Source organism: Pseudoalteromonas sp. SMS1, from assembly GCF_021530565.1.
Classification (GTDB): Bacteria; Pseudomonadota; Gammaproteobacteria; order Enterobacterales; family Alteromonadaceae; genus Pseudoalteromonas.
The window spans coordinates 145,249-162,983 of the sequence record NZ_JAKGBI010000015.1 but is presented as its reverse complement, the minus strand read 5'-3'; the positions used below and the strand labels follow the sequence as shown (position 1 = coordinate 162,983).

The 17,735-nt window shown below is 43.9% G+C and carries 18 protein-coding genes and 3 tRNA genes; 5 read left to right on the top strand and 16 right to left on the bottom strand.

The window, feature by feature from the left end; translation table 11 throughout:
* Nucleotides 1-3: 3 nt before the first annotated feature.
* From L1286_RS16615 to xerD, 9 genes are all read right to left on the bottom strand, one after another.
* A tRNA-Arg gene (locus L1286_RS16615) sits at nucleotides 4-80 on the bottom strand.
* Nucleotides 81-141: 61 nt separating this feature from the next.
* Nucleotides 142-218 (bottom strand) — tRNA-Arg (locus L1286_RS16610).
* 21 nt (nucleotides 219-239) lie between these two features.
* Nucleotides 240-332 (bottom strand) — tRNA-Ser (locus L1286_RS16605).
* 120 nt (nucleotides 333-452) lie between these two features.
* Nucleotides 453-632 carry a hypothetical protein gene (locus L1286_RS16600; RefSeq protein ID WP_235408155.1) on the bottom strand — a complete coding sequence of 60 codons (180 nt, stop codon included), beginning with the start codon at nucleotides 630-632 and terminating at the stop codon, nucleotides 453-455.
* 247 nt (nucleotides 633-879) lie between these two features.
* On the bottom strand, nucleotides 880-2,421 hold the full coding sequence (lysS, locus tag L1286_RS16595; protein ID WP_235408154.1) for a lysine--tRNA ligase: 1,542 nt from the start codon (nucleotides 2,419-2,421) through the stop codon (nucleotides 880-882).
* Nucleotides 2,422-2,448: 27 nt separating this feature from the next.
* Nucleotides 2,449-3,547, bottom strand: a protein-coding gene (prfB, locus tag L1286_RS16590) for a peptide chain release factor 2 (RefSeq protein WP_235408153.1) whose coding sequence is annotated in 2 segments (ribosomal slippage) — nucleotides 2,449-3,471 and nucleotides 3,473-3,547 — 1,098 coding nt in all. Because the reading frame shifts where the segments join, the coding sequence is not laid out codon by codon here.
* 201 nt (nucleotides 3,548-3,748) lie between these two features.
* The gene (gene recJ / locus L1286_RS16585) at nucleotides 3,749-5,482 is read right to left on the bottom strand and encodes a single-stranded-DNA-specific exonuclease RecJ (RefSeq protein WP_235408152.1); all 1,734 of its coding nucleotides are present in this window, start codon (nucleotides 5,480-5,482) and stop codon (nucleotides 3,749-3,751) included.
* Nucleotides 5,483-5,613: 131 nt separating this feature from the next.
* Complete coding sequence (gene dsbC / locus L1286_RS16580) at nucleotides 5,614-6,345, bottom strand: bifunctional protein-disulfide isomerase/oxidoreductase DsbC (protein WP_235408164.1); 732 nt, start codon at nucleotides 6,343-6,345, stop codon at nucleotides 5,614-5,616.
* A 63-nt stretch (nucleotides 6,346-6,408) separates the two neighbouring features.
* Nucleotides 6,409-7,326 (bottom strand): site-specific tyrosine recombinase XerD, encoded by a 918-nt coding sequence (gene xerD / locus L1286_RS16575; RefSeq protein ID WP_328284237.1) that lies wholly within the window; start codon nucleotides 7,324-7,326, stop codon nucleotides 6,409-6,411.
* Nucleotides 7,327-7,403: 77 nt separating this feature from the next.
* Here xerD and fldB point away from each other — a divergent pair, with 77 nt between their 5' ends.
* Nucleotides 7,404-7,925: a flavodoxin FldB gene (fldB, locus tag L1286_RS16570; protein ID WP_235408151.1), complete on the top strand. Its 522-nt coding sequence runs from the start codon at nucleotides 7,404-7,406 to the stop codon at nucleotides 7,923-7,925.
* A gap of 65 nt (nucleotides 7,926-7,990) precedes the next feature.
* Here fldB and L1286_RS16565 read toward each other — a convergent pair whose 3' ends face one another.
* Together L1286_RS16565 and L1286_RS16560 are read right to left on the bottom strand one after the other, a co-directional pair.
* Entirely contained in the window at nucleotides 7,991-8,500 is a 510-nt protein-coding gene (locus L1286_RS16565; RefSeq protein ID WP_235408150.1) for a hypothetical protein, read from the bottom strand.
* Between the two features lie 52 nt (nucleotides 8,501-8,552).
* A complete protein-coding gene (locus L1286_RS16560; protein ID WP_235408149.1) occupies nucleotides 8,553-9,251 on the bottom strand; it encodes a tRNA1(Val) (adenine(37)-N6)-methyltransferase in 699 nt (232 codons plus the stop codon).
* A 67-nt stretch (nucleotides 9,252-9,318) separates the two neighbouring features.
* Here L1286_RS16560 and srmB point away from each other — a divergent pair, with 67 nt between their 5' ends.
* Nucleotides 9,319-10,551, top strand: coding sequence for an ATP-dependent RNA helicase SrmB (gene srmB, locus L1286_RS16555; protein WP_235408148.1), 1,233 nt, complete (start codon nucleotides 9,319-9,321; stop codon nucleotides 10,549-10,551).
* A gap of 114 nt (nucleotides 10,552-10,665) precedes the next feature.
* Entirely contained in the window at nucleotides 10,666-11,460 is a 795-nt protein-coding gene (locus L1286_RS16550; RefSeq protein ID WP_235408147.1) for a hypothetical protein, read from the top strand.
* Here L1286_RS16550 and L1286_RS16545 read toward each other — a convergent pair.
* Together L1286_RS16545 and yaaA are read right to left on the bottom strand one after the other, a co-directional pair.
* A complete protein-coding gene (locus tag L1286_RS16545; RefSeq protein ID WP_235408146.1) occupies nucleotides 11,417-12,592 on the bottom strand; it encodes an MFS transporter in 1,176 nt (391 codons plus the stop codon). The genes L1286_RS16550 and L1286_RS16545 overlap by 44 nt on opposite strands.
* Before the next feature lie 266 nt (nucleotides 12,593-12,858).
* Nucleotides 12,859-13,638 (bottom strand): peroxide stress protein YaaA, encoded by a 780-nt coding sequence (gene yaaA / locus L1286_RS16540; protein WP_235408145.1) that lies wholly within the window; start codon nucleotides 13,636-13,638, stop codon nucleotides 12,859-12,861.
* Between the two features lie 289 nt (nucleotides 13,639-13,927).
* On the opposite strand from yaaA, the gene tal reads away from it, so the two are divergent.
* Both tal and L1286_RS16530 read left to right on the top strand, forming a co-directional pair.
* Entirely contained in the window at nucleotides 13,928-14,878 is a 951-nt protein-coding gene (gene tal / locus L1286_RS16535; RefSeq protein ID WP_235408144.1) for a transaldolase, read from the top strand.
* 460 nt (nucleotides 14,879-15,338) lie between these two features.
* Entirely contained in the window at nucleotides 15,339-15,530 is a 192-nt protein-coding gene (locus tag L1286_RS16530; protein WP_039611677.1) for a DUF3545 family protein, read from the top strand.
* A gap of 85 nt (nucleotides 15,531-15,615) precedes the next feature.
* Here L1286_RS16530 and ung read toward each other — a convergent pair whose 3' ends face one another.
* The 3 genes from ung to cobO are packed head-to-tail and all read right to left on the bottom strand — an operon-like array spanning nucleotide 15,616 to nucleotide 17,725.
* Complete coding sequence (gene ung, locus L1286_RS16525; protein WP_235408143.1) at nucleotides 15,616-16,275, bottom strand: uracil-DNA glycosylase; 660 nt, start codon at nucleotides 16,273-16,275, stop codon at nucleotides 15,616-15,618.
* The gene (locus tag L1286_RS16520) at nucleotides 16,272-17,126 is read right to left on the bottom strand and encodes a cobalamin-binding protein (RefSeq protein WP_235408142.1); all 855 of its coding nucleotides are present in this window, start codon (nucleotides 17,124-17,126) and stop codon (nucleotides 16,272-16,274) included. The genes ung and L1286_RS16520 overlap by 4 nt, the downstream gene beginning before the upstream one ends.
* Nucleotides 17,126-17,725, bottom strand: a complete 600-nt coding sequence (cobO, locus tag L1286_RS16515) for a cob(I)yrinic acid a,c-diamide adenosyltransferase (RefSeq protein ID WP_235408141.1) — start codon at nucleotides 17,723-17,725, stop codon at nucleotides 17,126-17,128. The genes L1286_RS16520 and cobO overlap by 1 nt, the downstream gene beginning before the upstream one ends.
* Nucleotides 17,726-17,735 lie beyond the last annotated feature (10 nt).

The following is a 17,735-nucleotide window of genomic DNA, read 5'->3' as shown; positions in this document are numbered from 1 at the left end:
AAGTGGCGGACGCGGGAGGATTCGAACCTCCGACCGCCTGGTTCGTAGCCAGGTACTCTATCCAGCTGAGCTACGCGTCCGTTATTTCTCGGTATTTTAACACTTGAGGAGTGGACTCACTATTTAACCACTTGAGTAAAGTGGCGGACGCGGGAGGATTCGAACCTCCGACCGCCTGGTTCGTAGCCAGGTACTCTATCCAGCTGAGCTACGCGTCCGTACAAAGAAACCATAAGTAATGGCGGAGAAGGAGGGATTCGAACCCTCGATAGGGCTACAAACCCTATACTCCCTTAGCAGGGGAGCGCCTTCAGCCACTCGGCCACCTCTCCGTCTTTGTGGGGCGTATAATATAGAACAGAAAAAATAAGTCAAACACTTTTCTTGTAAAACATGACTATATGGTGACAGATTGAACACCCTGCCTTTTTTTCTATCATTTTGTTTTAAAGCTAGTCATTTCTGGGGGTTGGCTGAGCAGAAAACTGGCTTAATAAGCGTTGTTTACGATCAAAGACTTCTTCTAAATACGAGTCCAAGTATCCAAGCTTCTGAAAGTCAGCGATACATTGACGACAATACTCCCTCCTTGCCGCCTCATGTTTTATTTGTTTTTCATCTAATTCCGGCATAATTATATGTTTTCTGATGTTTTATTGTAATGATTCATCCTAAATGCCCCGTCAGTATAGAAACGAGAGATGATATTGCAAACCATGCCGTTAGAAGATTTTAGTATTTATTACGGAAACAGAAATGATAACACGCTGTTTTAGAATAAAAACGCAGAGTTTATTGAGAAAATTAAAATTATTTTTGAGAGATCTCTCACATAGATAAAAGAAAAGCGCCAAAGGCGCTTTTCTCTTCAATCATTATTTAATCCGCTTGCGGGCGCATGTGCGGGAATAAAATAACATCTTTGATCGTGGGTGAATCTGTGAATAACATCACAAGGCGATCGATACCAATACCTTCACCAGCTGTTGGTGGCAAACCATACTCAAGAGCTTGAATGTAGTCTGCATCAAAGTGCATTGCTTCATCATCACCGGCATCTTTTTCTTCAACCTGACGCGCAAAACGCTCAGCTTGGTCTTGTGCATCATTTAGCTCCGAGAAACCATTCGCAAGTTCACGACCACCAACGAAAAATTCGAAACGGTCTGTGATGAACGGGTTTTCGTCATTACGACGAGCAAGTGGAGACACTTCCCACGGGTACTCGGTTATGAAAGTGGGCTGAATTAGTTTATGCTCAGCAGTTTCTTCAAAAATTTCACACAAGAACTTGCCCGCACCCCATACGCACTTCTCAGGGATTTTAACATGCACTTTTTTCGCGTAAGCCACTAGCTCATCGAAGTGGTTTTCAGGATCTTTAAAGATGTGCGCGATTTCTTCAGCGTCAGGACCATATTTGATGATCGCATCAGCCATTGATAGACGCTCGAACTGCTTACCAAAGTCATACTCGATAGTCTCAACAACTTCACCTTCAGCGTCTTTAACTGTATTAATCACCGTAGTTGTGCCAAGTACATCTTGTGCGACAGTACGTAACATATCTTCAGTTAAGTTCATTAAGTCTTTGTAATCAGCGTATGCTTGGTAGAACTCGATCATCGTGAATTCTGGGTTATGACGCGTTGAAAGACCTTCGTTACGGAAGTTACGATTGATCTCAAATACGCGGTCAAAACCACCTACCACGAGACGCTTTAGATAAAGCTCTGGTGCAATACGTAGGTACATGTCGATGTCTAGTGCATTGTGGTGAGTCACAAATGGACGCGCCGTTGCACCACCTGGGATAACCTGAAGCATTGGCGTTTCAACTTCCATGAAGTCACGCTCAGCTAAGAAACGACGAATACCCTCAATCACCTTTGAACGGATACGGAACGTCTCTCGGGTATCCATGTTGGTAATTAAATCAACATAACGCTGGCGGTATTTCGCTTCTTGATCGGTTAGACCATGGAATTTTTCTGGTAATGGACGAAGAGATTTCGTCAATAGCTCGTACTGAACCATATCGACATATAAATCACCTTTACCTGATTTATGAAGTGGACCAGATACACCAATAATGTCACCAATATCTAGCTGACCATATTTTTCTTTCAGTGCCTTTTGCACATCTTTAGAAGCATATGCCTGAATACGACCTTTCATATCCTGAAGTACTAGGAAAGGACCACGTTTCGCAAGAATACGACCGGCAACAGACACCTGATGATCTAATTCAACAAGCTCTTCTTTCGATTTATCACCAAACTTAGCCTGTAGATCAGCCGTATAATCTTCACGGCGGAAGGTGTTCGGATGGCCATTGGCATCACAATTCTCACGAATTGAGTCCAATTTTGCGCGACGCTCAGCAATGAGTTTGTTTTCGTCTTGGATTTGATCTGTCATTTTTTAGCTCTTAGTTTAGCTTGTTGATTAAAGGCCTGATTTCAGGCTAGCTTCGATAAATTTATCTAAATCACCGTCAAGTACCGCTTGCGTATTGCGGTTTTCAACGCCAGTTCTTAAATCTTTGATACGTGAGTCATCTAATACGTATGAACGAATTTGACTACCCCAACCGATATCAGATTTCGCATCTTCTTGAGACTGCTTCTCGGCGTTTTGTTTTTTCATTTCAAGTTCAAACAACTTAGCTTTTAATTGCTTCATTGCTTGCGCTTTGTTTTTGTGCTGTGAACGGTCATTCTGACACTGCACTACAGTATTCGTTGGTAAGTGGGTGATACGTACTGCAGATTCTGTACGGTTTACGTGCTGACCACCCGCACCCGATGCACGATATACGTCAATGCGTAAATCCGCTGGGTTAATGTCAATTTCAATATTCTCGTCAATTTCAGGATAAATAAATGCAGAGGCAAATGAGGTATGACGGCGACCTGTTGAATCGAATGGACTCTTACGAACTAAACGGTGTACGCCAGTTTCTGTGCGTAACCAACCGTAAGCGTATTCCCCAGAAACTCGGACAGTTGCGCCTTTAATGCCGGCAACGTCACCGTCTGTCGCTTCAACGATTTCAACTTTGAAGCCTTTTGCTTCAGCCCAGCGCAGATACATACGCAATAGCATGTTACACCAGTCTTGCGCTTCTGTTCCGCCAGAACCAGATTGTAAATCGATATACGCATCGTTCGCATCTTGTTCACCCGAGAACATACGGCGAAACTCTAGCTTTTCCAGCTGTCCAACTAAGCCTTCGACTTCTTGTTGTGCTTCTACGAAAGTATCTTCATCTTCCGCTTCCACCGCTAGCTCTACTAAGCCTTCGGCATCGTCTGCACCACCAACAAGATTATCAATGGTTTCAACAATCGCTTCTAGATTCGATTTTTCACGGCCCAATGCTTGGGCTTTTTCTGGCTCATTCCATACTGCTGGATCTTCAAGTTCGGCATTGACTTCCTCTAAACGCTCTTGTTTTAGAGCATAGTCAAAGATACCCCCTAAGAAGCTCAGTACGTTCGCGAATTTCCTTGATTTGATTAATCACAGGATTCACTTCAAACATCTGCATTACTCCAATTTACATCTTTGGCTGTTCGCCTGCTTCGCTACTCACTGTCGGTGTGTAATACAGGCGGTCTAAACGGCTAATACTAACAAAAATTGCAACCATATATTAGCCCCCAAAGTGATAAATTTAGGGGTTTATTTAGCAATCCGATGTCTAACTTCACAAAAACTCGCTTTGTTTTTCGTGTAGGTTACGCTAACCAACTGTCAGCGCCTGAATTTCACGAACAATCAGCTGCAATGAAAATTTACCACGAAACTCATTAATATCTAGTTGATACACAACCTCGGCATATTGAGCGCTGGCGTTTGGCCATACCCGTAAGTCCACATTGAATGCGATTGCATCCACTAACTTGCCGGTCATATGCTTAAGCACCAATTTAAGGTGCTTTTCTCCGACTAAACGCTGCTGCACCAATTCAAAACGTTCACTGAAAACAGGTTCGGGAAACTGCTGCCCCCACGGCCCTGCACTTTGGAGCAAATTAGCAAACTCCATATTAAAACATTCTGGTGGTAAGGCCCCATCAGTGAGCAAAACACATTGCTTCAACTCTTCACTGAGTAGACCTGCCACCTTTGTCTCAAATGCTCGCTTAAATTGGCTAAAATCAGCTTCAAGAATGCTCAAACCCGCAGCCATTGCGTGGCCACCAAACTTAAGAATTAATCCTGGATTCTCTGTATTAATGTGCTCCAATAGGTCACGCATGTGAACCCCATCAATTGAGCGACATGAGCCTTTTAGCTGGCCATCTTCCCCTTGAGCAAAAATAACCGCAGGCCGGTGATATTTCTCTTTCAAACGACCGGCTAAAATCCCAATTACGCCTTGATGCCAGTCATCTTGATACAAGCATACCGCGTCTGGTACTTCCTGTGTTTTATTATTCAAGCGCTCTAATACTGCGTGTGCTTCCTGTTGCATCCCCTGCTCTATTTCTCGACGCTCATGATTTAACGCATCCAATTCATTGGCAATTCGCTTGGCTTGGTATTCATCGTTTGCAAGCAAGCAGGCTATGCCTAGACTCATATCATCAAGTCGCCCTGCTGCATTTAATCTCGGCGCGAGAGAAAACCCGAAATCGCTGGCAGTCAATCGATTAATATTGCGATTCGAAACTTCAATTAACGCACGTATGCCAGGGCGAGTGCGGCCACTTTTGATCCGTGCTAACCCTTGAAATACCAAAGTGCGATTATTTGCATCTAACGCGACCACATCTGCAACTGTGCCTAATGCAACAATGTCTAATAAAGATGCCAAATTGGGTTCTGGGCACCCGGATTGTTCAAAGTAAGTAGCCTCTCGTAAGTGGTGACGCAAAGCGACAAGTAAATAAAAGGCGACCCCTACACCGGCAATCGATTTAGATGGAAATTGGCAATCATGCTGATTGGGGTTAATAATGGCATCGGCATTGGGCAATTGTTCGCCCTGCAAATGGTGATCGGTCACAATCACGTTGATGCCCGCTTGCTTCACAATATCAATGCCCGAGATACAAGAAATACCATTGTCGACAGTAATAACCAGATCAGGTGACAATTGTACAATTTGCTCCGCTAATGCAGGGCTCAACCCATAGCCTAAACTAAACCGATCGGGTACCAAGTAATCTACTGAAGTAAACCCAAACTGTGGCAAACCTTCCATCAAAACGGCTGTGCTCGTTGCCCCATCAGCATCAAAGTCACCAACAATCAAAATCCGTTGTTGTGCATTCAGTGCCGTATGTAAAATATCGCATGCCTTTGCAATGTCCTTGAACAACCTAAAATCCAATAAAGTTGCAGCGCTGTTGTTTAATTCCTTTGCATTTAATACACCTCGAGTCGCATAGAGTTGTTTAATGACAGGATGGAGGTTGTCAGGAAGGTGACTGTCGTCAATACGCGCTCTTGGTTGGATTTTTGTTTGCATACGTTTATCTAAATAATTGAAAGTGGATGTTCTAGTTACTCATTGGCAAGTGCCCTGCCCATGAGGCAACCTAACAGGCACAAAAAAAGGCCTTACGGCCTTTTTCGCGATGGCACTATTATACCCAATGCTTAAGACTTTGCATTTCTTTCTAATACGCCAGCAAGCTCTGCTGCTGGCTGATAGCCTGGAATAATGCTGCCATCATCTAAGATGATCGCAGGTGTGCCTGAGATACCAAATTTTTGGCCTAGCTGATAATGCTCAGCAACTGGCGCGCTACACCCTTTTACATCCGCAACAGGGTTACCCGCTTTAGCTTCAGTCAAAGCCGTCGCTGAATCTTTCGCACACCAAACATTCATCAGGTCTTCATAACCTTGGCTTTGTATTCCACCGCGTGGGAACGCCAAATATTTCACCGTAATGCCGGCTTGTAGATACTCATCTAGCTCTCGGTGAAGCTTGCGGCAATAACCACATGTGATATCTGTGAAAATCGTTACCTGGTGCTTTTCGTTTTCTGCTTTATAGACAATCATTGAGTCTTGATAATCTTTTAATCCTTCTTTACGTACACCGCTCAGTGCATCTTCAGTCAGATTTTTTCTATTCGGTACATCGATAAGCGCACCTTGCATTAAATAACGACCATCAGGGCTAGAGTAGAAAACGCCGCGATCTGTGATCACCGTCTTCAACCCGGGGATTGGACTATCTGTAATATCATTCACAGACAGGCCTAAGTTTGCCAACGACTGTTGAATTGGGTTGATAGCAAGTGTGCTTTCAGGTGTTGTCGCTTCCGTTGCATAAGCCGAAGCGCCTACCGCCAATGCGGCTGCTAAAAATAACTTTTTCATCATTGTTCTCGTAAATTCGTTCTTAACTAACCAATAAGACCGGAAAACTTCAAATAAATTCCGTTAGGCCCTTGGGTGATGTTGTTGATGCAGCGATTTTAATCGCTCACTCGCAACATGTGTATAAATTTGTGTCGTTGACAAGTCACTATGACCCAACATCATTTGTACAACTCTTAGGTCCGCTCCATGATTCAGCAAGTGTGTTGCAAATGCATGACGAAGTGTATGTGGCGATAACGGTGACTTAACGTCAGCCAACATAGCATAGAGTTTGATTCTATGCCAAAAAGTTTGCCGAGTCATACCAATGCCACGCTTTGAAACAAAGACAAAATCATTGGCATGTTTGACCATTTGTGGCCGACCAATTTTGAGAAATTGTTCAACCCAGCGCAATGACTCTTCCCCCATAGGGACCAACCTTTCTTTACCCCCTTTACCACGCACTAGGACCACAGCTTGACGCAAATTAATTTGCTCCATGCGTAACCCTACCAACTCAGTTACGCGCAGGCCTGTTGCATAAAGAAGTTCAAGCATGGCTTTATCTCGCAGGCCCATTGCATCTTCAACATCGGGCGCACCGAGTAACGCTTCTACTTCTTGTTCAGTTAATGTTTTGGGCAAAGACTGAATTGTTTTCGGCTGTGCAATATTCGTCATTGGGCTTTCAGCCAATTTTTTGTGGTTAACCCAATACAAATAAAATCTTTTTAGTGCGCTCACCGAACGAGCAGTACTGCGAGATTTTAATCCCTGATCAACACGATATGCTAAATACGCTTCAATATCAGCAGCTACAACCTCAAATAAATGCTTATCACCTACATGACTGGCGACGAAATGTGAAAATTTTTCTAAATCATTTCGATATGCCGAAATGGTATTGTCGCTAAGGCCTTGTTCAAGGAAAAGCATATCTAAAAATGCTTCTATTGGATCATCTTCTGTATTTGATAATGTTTCTTGTTCGTTCACGGGCTGCCTGTATCAATTAATTAAACCTTAAGGTAGACTGCCCCCATATAATAACAGCCATTTAAGTGAAGAATACAATGCAAATCGGGTTATTTTATGGTTCTACAACCTGTTATACAGAAATGGCCGCTGAAAAGATTCAAGAAATTGTTGGCAAGGACACCCTCTCACTACACAATATAAAGGACGAACCGCTCAAAAACGCAGAGCAATTCGATTTTGTAATTTTCGGCATTTCTACTTGGGACTTTGGTGAACTTCAAGAAGATTGGGAGTCACATTGGGATGACATCGATAATGTCGACTTAAAAGGGAAAACCATCGCGCTATTTGGTATGGGAGACCAGCAAGGCTACGGACAATGGTTTCAAGATGCACTTGGTATGCTACATGACAAAATTGCGCCGCAAGGGGTCAGTTTTATTGGATTTTGGCCAAACTCAGACGAGTATGAATTTGAAGCATCGAAAGCGCTCACCGAAGATGGCAGCCAGTTTGTTGGTCTAGCGCTCGATGAAGACAGCCAATATGACAAAAGCGACGAACGCATCGCAACTTGGATTGAACAAGTGATGACAGAATATGCCAACACGCTCTAAATTGCGGCACCAGCGGGTACTGTCGCCCGCACTCCCCCTCTATTGATTAAAAGCATCTGACGCCTTCACCGCCAAGTCTGAGTTCTTACCCAAACAGACATCGAAGGAAACCCGTTTTTTGGACATGTCATTTGATACGCCCCTAAGAGTGGGTGACCTATCCCTCCACCACTTTCAAACGCCTTTATTAAACTGTCACTCGCGCCTCTAAAGCCCGCTTCGTGAAATACGACCGTAAGCGGAAACCCAAGGTGAATTGCGGCTGCAACAGACCACGCTGTCGCCGCCATCTCTTCTCCCATCATTTGTTGTTTCGCACGCTGGTGCTGTAAGCCCGTTTTATATATGTTGCCGTCCAAAAACTGACGCTCTGCGGGGTCACAGACTGCGTAGTGCCCAGCTTCGTGTAGTATGTCACCAGGATACTGGACTTTTCCGACATCTATTTCCAACATGCCTTGATTATGCCTTAGCCCAGGTAAAAAAGTGGGGCTCCTAAGTTCCGTCATCTGATAAGGCAGTTCGATCTCACTCAAAAACCGCAGTATTTGTTTTATTTGGTCTAAATTGGCCATATGGGACTCCTTTGCCACCAACTTAATTACCCTAGACTAACACGTTTGAATATTACATTTTCAGGTAAAATGCTTTGCATAACGACGTATACGCTTGTGAATACTTGCCCTGTTCGTCATAGATGCACAAAGTTTCTTTGAGGGTGTTACACGCTCCCGTGGACATTTCAAACATCACTCGAGAAACACCTTTGGTCGGCGTTGTTTTGACTTCACATAGTCTCGCTAAATAGAGCTTTTTTTGCTTCGCGAGTGATATAAATGTGTTTCCTGCTTCAGTGGGTAAAATAATTGCTAAACGAGCACTGGAGTGAGCGACCCGTAAAAATGCATCTATTAATTCTTCAAAACTTAAACTATCGGTATGGCGTGCCACATTGCGACGCACATTGCCCCCTTTGAGGCTTGCTTGAAAATAGGGCGGGTTGCTGATCACCAAGTCAAATTGCTGCGTTGTGTCAAATTGTTGTACAGCCTGTTGTACCAATTCAATTTCAGGCCATGGCGAGGCAGTAATATTGTCTTTTGCATCGAGTACGGCGTGATCGTCAATTTCGATTGCAACAACATTTAGTTCCGGCATCCGCTGCTTAGCCATCAGGCTGAGTATCCCAGTGCCTGTACCAATATCCAATAAACTTCGTGCATTCTCCAATGAGACCCATGCGCCAAACATTATTCCATCAGTTGAAACCTTCATTGCAGCGCGCTTTTGATCAATTTTAAACTGTTTAAATGCAAAGCTTGTCATATTGTACCTTTTAGAAAACGTCAAGCACACGTATAATTCCGCTATTGTCCTTTATTTGTGATGCATTATGCAATTTTCTGAATTCGATCTTGATGGTAAGTTACTTTCTGCCATAAAAAAAATTGGTTATACAACCGCTACCAGCATTCAACAACTCTCTATCCCAGAAGCGCTATTGGGCAGAGACATTCTCGCCTCGGCACCTACTGGCACGGGAAAAACAGCCGCTTTTTTGATCCCCGCAATTCAGTACCTACTTGATTTCCCAAGAAAGGATCCGGGCTTTGCACGTGTATTGATAATGACACCAACCCGTGAACTCGCTTACCAAGTCCATGAGCAATGTCAGGCACTGGCCGAAAACACACACTTGCGCATTGGTGTGGTAACGGGGGGGATCAATTACGGTAGCCACAAAGAAATATTTGAAAAGAACAATGACATTCTAATCGCCACACCAGGGCGTTTGATGGAATACCTAGAAACCGAAAATTTCCATGCCGACAATGTCGAATTGCTCGTACTTGACGAAGCAGACCGTATGCTCGATATGGGTTTCAAAAAAGAAATGCTGCGCATTTGTGATGAAGCTAAAAACAGACGTCAAGGGTTCTTATTTTCTGCAACACTTGAGGGTGACAGCGTCGAACTATTTGCAGAGCGCATATTAAACGACCCTGCCTTGTTAGAAGCGGAGCCTTCTCGTAAAGAGAAAGGTAAAATTCATCAATGGGTTCACCTAGCTGATGATTACAAGCATAAACTTGCGCTGCTAACACACCTATTACAAAGTGAAGAAGTCGAAAAAGCCATCGTGTTCGTTAAAACACGTGAACGTTTGGAGCAACTCATTGGCGAGCTGTATGCCAATGAAATCAAAACCACATGGCTACGTGGCGAAATGCCACAAGACAAGCGTATGGCTGCAATGGCAAGCTTCCATAGTGGCCGCACAAATATTCTGGTTGCAACCGATGTTGCAGCGCGCGGAATCGATGTTGCCGATATCACCCATGTTATTAATTTCGACATGCCCCGCACCGCGGACATTTATGTTCACCGTATTGGTCGTACTGGCCGTGCAGGTAAAAAAGGCACAGCCATTTCATTGGTTGAAGCCCACGATGCTGAAATATTGGGTAAAGTTGAGCGCTATACAGATCAGAAGCTAAAACGAAGAACACTCGAAGGCCTTGCACCGAAACACAAAGAAGCAAAACCACCGAAAAAGAAAAAAGACACAGCCAAAATTAAAGCGAAAAAGAAAGCGGCAAAAGCGAAGTCTAAAAAGAAAAAATAAGTAAATAGCCCCGCGCTCGCGGGGCTATTTTTAGTACGCCTCTAAATCACACTTCACTTGGTTGTTCATAACCTCTATGCTATTGATATATCGAATCGCAGCCTAGGTGCATACGTGGACGAAACACAACGGCAACAGTTAGAAGTATACCTCGCCGAACTACGATTACACATTGATGCAAAACTCGCCGTCGAATACCCAGTGTTTGCGGATAAACCATACCCACTCGGCCGCTGTAAAGAAATCAGAAATGCGATATATCAAGTACTGCAACAGCAACTGTCTGAAAAAACACTGGCGCCTCCCCTCACGCCATTAAAGCTGAGCACCAATAGCAACCATGTGCTCAAGCCCGTATGGGGATCCCTCAGAGATGAATACTTTCAAAATGCTTTGCTTTGGGGAGAGTGGTATATTGATGCTGCGAACGATACCGTCAATCCGAATAAGCCTCGAGTCGAAATCGTGAAACTAGCCAGTAGTGGCTTTCATACCATTACGAGTTTTGAGCAATTTTGTCGCATTGCAACAGAGTACTGGCAAGTGACCATCTATAGAAATGATATTTACCCTGCGCTAGCGCCGTTTTTACCCTTGCTGTGTATCAACGAAAAAGGCGCCTGCTGGCTAGCGGCGGCTAACGATGACATGATATCGCTGGCACGAACATCTCAATTCATACTCAGCGAGCGTATCTTAAGTTCACTCCCTCCCTCACCTAACCACGTTAAACGGCGCTGGCTTCACACTTATGGCAGTGTCAATCATCCTCTATTGACACACACCAGCGCGGATCCAATAACGTGCTGTCAAACCTATCGTCGCGAACAGAAAGACCAAGATCTGCACTTCAGAGACGAAATCGTTAAGGCCTACTTACACTTGGCTCAGGGGGTGAGCTGTACTTAAACCATACAGCGGCGCCAAGCGCGATACAAACGATTGGCACAGACCATACATTCAGTCTCTGCCAACCTATCTCACTTTCCAGCCAACCGGCAAAAAGCGACGAGACAACCACGGTACTAAATACAAAAAACTCATTCGCAGCCTGCGTTTTCGCTCGCTCATGTGGTTCATACGTCTGGCTCACTAAAGCCGTCGCACTAATGAACATAAAGTTCCACCCAACGCCCAACAAAAATAGCGCTATCATGAAATACCAATGACCAACCCCCAGCAAATTGGTCACCACACACGCTAACATAAATAAGCAGCCGACTATGGTTATATTCACCGCACTATAGCGCTCGACCAATTTACCAGTGATAAACGAAGGTAAAAACATGCCCAGTACATGCCACTCGATAACGAGTGCAGATTCGGCTAGATCAAAGCCATGGCGATGCATTGCCAGTGGCGTCGCGGTCATTAATAGGTTCATTACTGAATAACTAATCATGCCAATCAATGCGGCAACAATAAACTGCGGCTGTGAAATGATCTGCTTTATCGCTCGAGGGGCGGTCTCACTGTGCTTCGACGATACTTCGTTAAACGTCACCAACTGTAACAAGCACAACGCAATCATGTAGGCGCATGTCAGTGCCAAAAATGAGTTCGCAAAGTTTATCGCCGGAAAATGATGATTGACCCAAACCGCTAAATTTGGTCCCAGTACAGCGGCAATCACACCACTTGCCATAATCATCGAAATAGCTTGTGCGGGCTTATCACTTGCCTCGATAGCGGCAAAACGGTAAAGCGTTGCAAAACCAATGCCCACACCAATCATAAAAGTCGCCACACAAAACAGATAAAAATGGCTGTGTGACAGTGCAAAAAAACCAATTACAGCACCTAACGTGCCAATTACGTTCCCGAGACTAAAGCCCAATTTACGACCGGTTTTTGCCATCACTAGTGATGCAGGTACCGTCGTGAGCAATAAGCCAAGCATTTGCATGGCAATAGGTAAAGTGGTCAGTGTAGTCGTGGGACTGAGCATCTGTCCTACCAGTGCACTGATAGTCACCAGCAGGATATTGCCGGTGGTCATTAAGCCCTGACAACAGGACAACAAAAATACATTTTTATTCAATTCATCTGTCCTTGAGAGACGGCAAATTAGCGCGGTAGTGCTTATTTAGTAAGATTTGGAATTTGGCTTGACTGTACACATTGTCAATTCATCTTGGCAGCGCATTAAGCACTGCCGGATAAGAGGATCGCCAGCGGGGTGGTCCTCACGGCACATACCCGTACAGTTTTGTTGGGTTTGCTGACAAGATACCTCGCCATTTAGCGTGCCGAAGGAAAAATGGCTACATCCTGAAAGCAAAGTGAGTACTGCTATGTAGCAAATTTTCACGACTGCTCTTCGCGCAAGAAGACAGGCTCATTGGCTTTTTGCGTTGCCTCTTCACTAAAGTAGTAGCCAGCGACATCAAACGCTTTGAGTGATGCCAAGTCCTGTACTTTATTTTCTGCAATGTAACGCGCCATCATACCTCTGGCTTTTTTCGCGTAAAAACTGATTACTTTATACTGCCCATTTTTACAGTCTTTGAATACAGGTGTAATAATTTCACCTTTCAATGCTTTTTTATCAACCGCTTTAAAGTATTCGTTAGATGCTAAATTAACAAGCGATGTGGCGCCGACATCCGCCAGTGTTTCATTGAGCTTTTCAGCAATCACACTGCCCCAAAATTCATACAAGTTTTTACCTCTCGCATTCGCTAACTTAGTGCCCATTTCTAGCCGGTATGCTTGCATTAAGTCCAGAGGTTTTAGCACGCCATATAGACCCGACAAAATACGTAAATGCTGCTGCGCGTAGTCAATGGCTTCATCAGATAAAGTTGCAGCGTCTAACCCTGCGTAAACGTCTCCATTAAATGCAAACACTGCTTGCTTCGCATTGTCTGAAGTAAAAGGCTGAGACCACTCAGCAAATCGCGCGGCATTTAATCCAGCCAATTTGTCGCTGATTTTCATCAAACTGCCAATTTCCTGAGGACTTAGGTCTCTACAGACTGAAATTAATGCCTCGGAATGCGTCAATAACTCTGGAAGGGTATGACGCTCTGTTGGTGCACTTGAGTCGTAATCGAGATTTTTTGCTGGTGAAATAACCGTGATCATTGATAGCCTATTGACTTAGATATTTATTAATGTCAATTTCAACACTATCCACAGTGAATCGCAAGCGTAAAATCTTCTACCGCTCGTGTTCAGATAAGCCGCAAGGTAACAACAACATCATATCTGTGGAAAACATGACTCGCCTTAGTATAACAACAACCAAATTTGGCTAGGACTGATCCGATTGTCTGACGACAAAGCGGACATTTGACCTATAAAAGCTGATCACGGTATTGCAACATAAGGTGTGTAATTTATTTATAGCTGCAAAATTAGGAATGAGGACAGCATGACTTCAGCATTAGATAGGCTAAAACAGCATTCATCGATTGTTGCCGACACTGGCGACATCGAAGCGATCCGCAAACATCAACCGGAAGACGCGACGACTAACCCGTCATTATTATTAAAAGCAGCTCAAACGCCTGCCTATCAGCCTTTTCTAAAACAGGCTTTAGATTACGCGAAATCACAGGAACAGGACGAACAAAAGCAAGTTGAGTTGGCATGTGATTATTTTGCGGTACTAATCGGTAAAGAAATTGCTAATATTGTACCAGGTTACATTTCAACGGAAGTTGATGCACGTTTATCTTTCGATACACAAGCAACCATTGCCAAAGCACAACAACTCCTGGCACTTTACGCTGAACAAGGTGTAAGTAAAGACAAAATTTTAATTAAGATTGCTTCTACATGGGAAGGTATCAAGGCTGCTGAAGAGCTGGAAAAGCAGGGCGTTAAGTGTAATTTAACACTGCTATTCAGCCAAGCACAAGCACGCGCTTGTGCTGATGCGAATGTATTTTTAATCTCGCCATTTGTGGGCCGTATCCTAGACTGGCACGTTGCCAACGGTGTTGATAAACCAACAGATCCGCTAGATGATCCTGGTGTACAATCTGTTCGCACGATTTTTGACTTCTATAAACAGCACGGTTACAAAACCGTGGTTATGGGCGCAAGCTTCCGTAACACTGGCGAGATCGTTGCCTTAACAGGCTGTGACAAACTCACAATTAGCCCAGCACTACTTGAAGAGCTTGGAGATTTGCCAGCTAACGATGAGTATTTATTAGAAAACAGCTACGAAGTTGCGCCAAAACCAGCACCACTTACGGAAAGTGAATTCCGCTGGTTACACAACCAAGATGCCATGGCAACAGAAAAACTCGCGGAAGGTATCCGTGCTTTCGCCCATGCTCAGGAAATTTTAGAGTCAGAAGTAAAGTCACTTTAGCAGACTTTGACCCACACAGAGCCGCAGCGATTTCAGCTTCGGCTCTGTGTTATGTTTATGTTTTGACGAAAACCGAAGCTAAATTTTCATACTCATTTACAAAACCCATTTTAAGACTCCCCTCTGACTTTTTAGATCCCATTCCCGTGAACTAAACATCGCGCATATCTGCACTTTCCTTTTACAGAAACACTTATAAATCAATATAGTATATCTGTAATTTCATTTTTTTAAGCGACTTTAATGCGCTAAATTCATCTCAGTAAGTTACATCATACAATCTACCAAACCAATCGCTATGTCATCAAAGTGTCACTTTGTTTTCACTTTAAATACATATTAGTGTTTTATTTTTCTACTGTCTGTGATATACCAGCATTACTCGAAGTGTGTTTTTCATGCAAGTTGGGGTAATGCTAAAGCACATGTTTTGAGGTTAGTACATCAATAGGAGATATTCATGGATAGCCTAGACGATATGATTGAAGTAGTAGAAAGTCCTGAACCAAAGAAAAGAGCCTCTTCGAAGGGGAAAAAAAGAAAATGGCGTGAAATTGAAGCGCTAAAAGACAGACAACGCCTTCGTAAGGAACTAGAAGAACTGGATATATTTGCAGACAGTGTCGACCTAGACGAACTCGATTTTATATAACAAAAAGGCTCTTGATAGAGCCTTTTTGTTTATCTGCAATCCGTTACTGATATGTTGTTTGATACGCATATCAGTAATCTTCCGTTTAAATCTGCCAATTAATTGGGTTTTTACCCATTGATTGCAGTAACGCGTTGGCTTGAGAAAAATGCTTACAGCCGAAGAATCCACGATGTGCCGATAGCGGAGAGGGATGTGGCGCCTTCAATACATGATGGCGGGATGCGTCTATTGCTTTACCTTTTTTCTGCGCATGTGAGCCCCAAAGTAAAAAGATGACACCTTCACAATGCGTATTGATCTTATCGATCACCACATCAGTAAAGTGCTCCCAACCCAAATGCTTATGCGAATGCGCTTGACCTTGTTCAACGGTTAATACCGTATTTAACAGCAATACTCCTTGCTCTGCCCAAGGCAAAAGATAGCCATGATTCGGTATTTCAAACTCAGGGATATCTTGAGCTAACTCCTTATACATATTGGCTAAAGATGGAGGGGGTTTCACACCAGGTAGAACTGAAAAACATAAGCCATGTGCTTGGTCTGGACCATGGTATGGGTCTTGACCCAAGATCACGACTTTGACTTGTGCCAACTCTGTGGCTTTAAACGCTTCAAATACTTTTTCTTCTGGTGGGTAAACCGTAATACCTTGCGCACGGCGCTGGGCAACGTAGCTCATCGTATCTTGAAAGTAAGCCTGTTGTTTTTCAGCGCCTAATAAATCTCGCCATGTTGTCATTGTCGATTTCCATAATAAGTTCTAACGGCATGCAGTTTATCACACATGTCACTGACCCCTGTTAGCATTCTAGTGCTAAATCGGTGTAAAAGATCGGCGTCCACTTCAATATACTTTTGGTGCTTCACTGCGGGGATTTCTGTCCATAGCTGCCAATCAACTTTTTCCGGTTGCTTGGTTGCCCGTTCATTCGGAATGATTATTACTTGCGGATGTTTAGCTATTACGTTTTCTAGGCTAATTTGTGGATACTCAGTGGCGGCATCGGCGAATACATTTCTGACCCCACATGTTGTCAGGGTCTGATGGATCCATGTTTTGCCATTAATTGTCATTAATGGCGAAGGCCATAATTGATAAAATACATCTAGCTGAGGCTGATTTTGATAGCGTTCAGTGAGTTTATTGTAATCTTTCATAAACTCATCAGCCAGTGCTTTTGCTCGCGATTCAAGGCCTGTCAACTCACCCAATTTAAGCAACTCGTGTGGTACTTGCGTAATATCTTTGGACTCACTGTACGCGACGGGGATCCCAAGGGTTGTTAGCTTTTCAATGTCCGTTTCTTTACTCCCATTTTTCCACACGATGACCAAATCAGGGCGCAGCGCCAGTACTTTTTCGAATTGAAGGCCGTGATAACCCCCTACACGTGGTATCTGTTTCGCGGCTGCTGGATAATCGGCATACTCTACCGTCCCAACAATACGCTCACCAGCACCGATGGCATAGAGGTTTTCGACAATATGAGGGGCTAACGCAATAATACGCTGCGGTGTGTTATTTTGTGTCGCCTGCACGATTGTACTGGCGAATAATAATATCCACACCATGAAAAGCTTGGATAACATTAAAAATCAAACCCTTTCTGCGCTTTGACCCCTGCATCAAATGCATGCTTGATATTTTTTACCTCACTGACGGTGTCCGCAAGCTCGGTTAGCCTGCGATGTGCACCTCTACCTGTTATAATAACTGACTGCATTTTTGGTCTATTTGAGAGGGTTTCTATCACGTCATCTAATTCGAGATAGTCGTAGCTCACCATATATGTCAGTTCATCGAGTAGAATCAGGTCAATGCTGTCGTCCTTCAGCCATTCTTTCGCTTGCAGCCAAGTTGCCTGTGCAGCTTGAGTATCTGTTTCCCTGTTTTGTGTTTCCCATGTAAACCCTGTTTTCATGACAGCAAAAGGGACGCCAGCTTTTTCAAGTAAATTTCGCTCACCGCATTCCCAATTTCCTTTGATAAATTGGACAACTGCCGCCTGCATACCATGACCAACACAACGTGCAACGGTGCCAAAACCTGACGTGGACTTCCCTTTTCCATTGCCCGTGATGACTTGTAAAATACCTTGTTCGATATTAGCCTGCGCCACTTTTTGGTCAACATTCTCTTTAACTTTCTGCTGCCTCGCCTTGTGCTTTTCTTGATTTTTTTCAGTCATGCTTCACTCC

What these genes read in the sequence shown, in the direction of transcription:
- L1286_RS16600 (WP_235408155.1), bottom strand. Translation starts at nt 632, where the DNA reads ATGCCGGAATTAGATGAAAAACAAATAAAACATGAGGCGGCAAGGAGG.
- lysS (WP_235408154.1), bottom strand. Translation starts at nt 2,421, where the DNA reads ATGACAGATCAAATCCAAGACGAAAACAAACTCATTGCTGAGCGTCGC.
- recJ (WP_235408152.1), bottom strand. Translation starts at nt 5,482, where the DNA reads ATGCAAACAAAAATCCAACCAAGAGCGCGTATTGACGACAGTCACCTT.
- dsbC (WP_235408164.1), bottom strand. Translation starts at nt 6,345, where the DNA reads ATGAAAAAGTTATTTTTAGCAGCCGCATTGGCGGTAGGCGCTTCGGCT.
- fldB (WP_235408151.1), top strand. Translation starts at nt 7,404, where the DNA reads ATGCAAATCGGGTTATTTTATGGTTCTACAACCTGTTATACAGAAATG.
- L1286_RS16565 (WP_235408150.1), bottom strand. Translation starts at nt 8,500, where the DNA reads ATGGCCAATTTAGACCAAATAAAACAAATACTGCGGTTTTTGAGTGAG.
- L1286_RS16560 (WP_235408149.1), bottom strand. Translation starts at nt 9,251, where the DNA reads ATGACAAGCTTTGCATTTAAACAGTTTAAAATTGATCAAAAGCGCGCT.
- srmB (WP_235408148.1), top strand. Translation starts at nt 9,319, where the DNA reads ATGCAATTTTCTGAATTCGATCTTGATGGTAAGTTACTTTCTGCCATA.
- yaaA (WP_235408145.1), bottom strand. Translation starts at nt 13,638, where the DNA reads ATGATCACGGTTATTTCACCAGCAAAAAATCTCGATTACGACTCAAGT.
- tal (WP_235408144.1), top strand. Translation starts at nt 13,928, where the DNA reads ATGACTTCAGCATTAGATAGGCTAAAACAGCATTCATCGATTGTTGCC.
- L1286_RS16530 (WP_039611677.1), top strand. Translation starts at nt 15,339, where the DNA reads ATGGATAGCCTAGACGATATGATTGAAGTAGTAGAAAGTCCTGAACCA.
- ung (WP_235408143.1), bottom strand. Translation starts at nt 16,275, where the DNA reads ATGACAACATGGCGAGATTTATTAGGCGCTGAAAAACAACAGGCTTAC.
- L1286_RS16520 (WP_235408142.1), bottom strand. Translation starts at nt 17,126, where the DNA reads ATGTTATCCAAGCTTTTCATGGTGTGGATATTATTATTCGCCAGTACA.
- cobO (WP_235408141.1), bottom strand. Translation starts at nt 17,725, where the DNA reads ATGACTGAAAAAAATCAAGAAAAGCACAAGGCGAGGCAGCAGAAAGTT.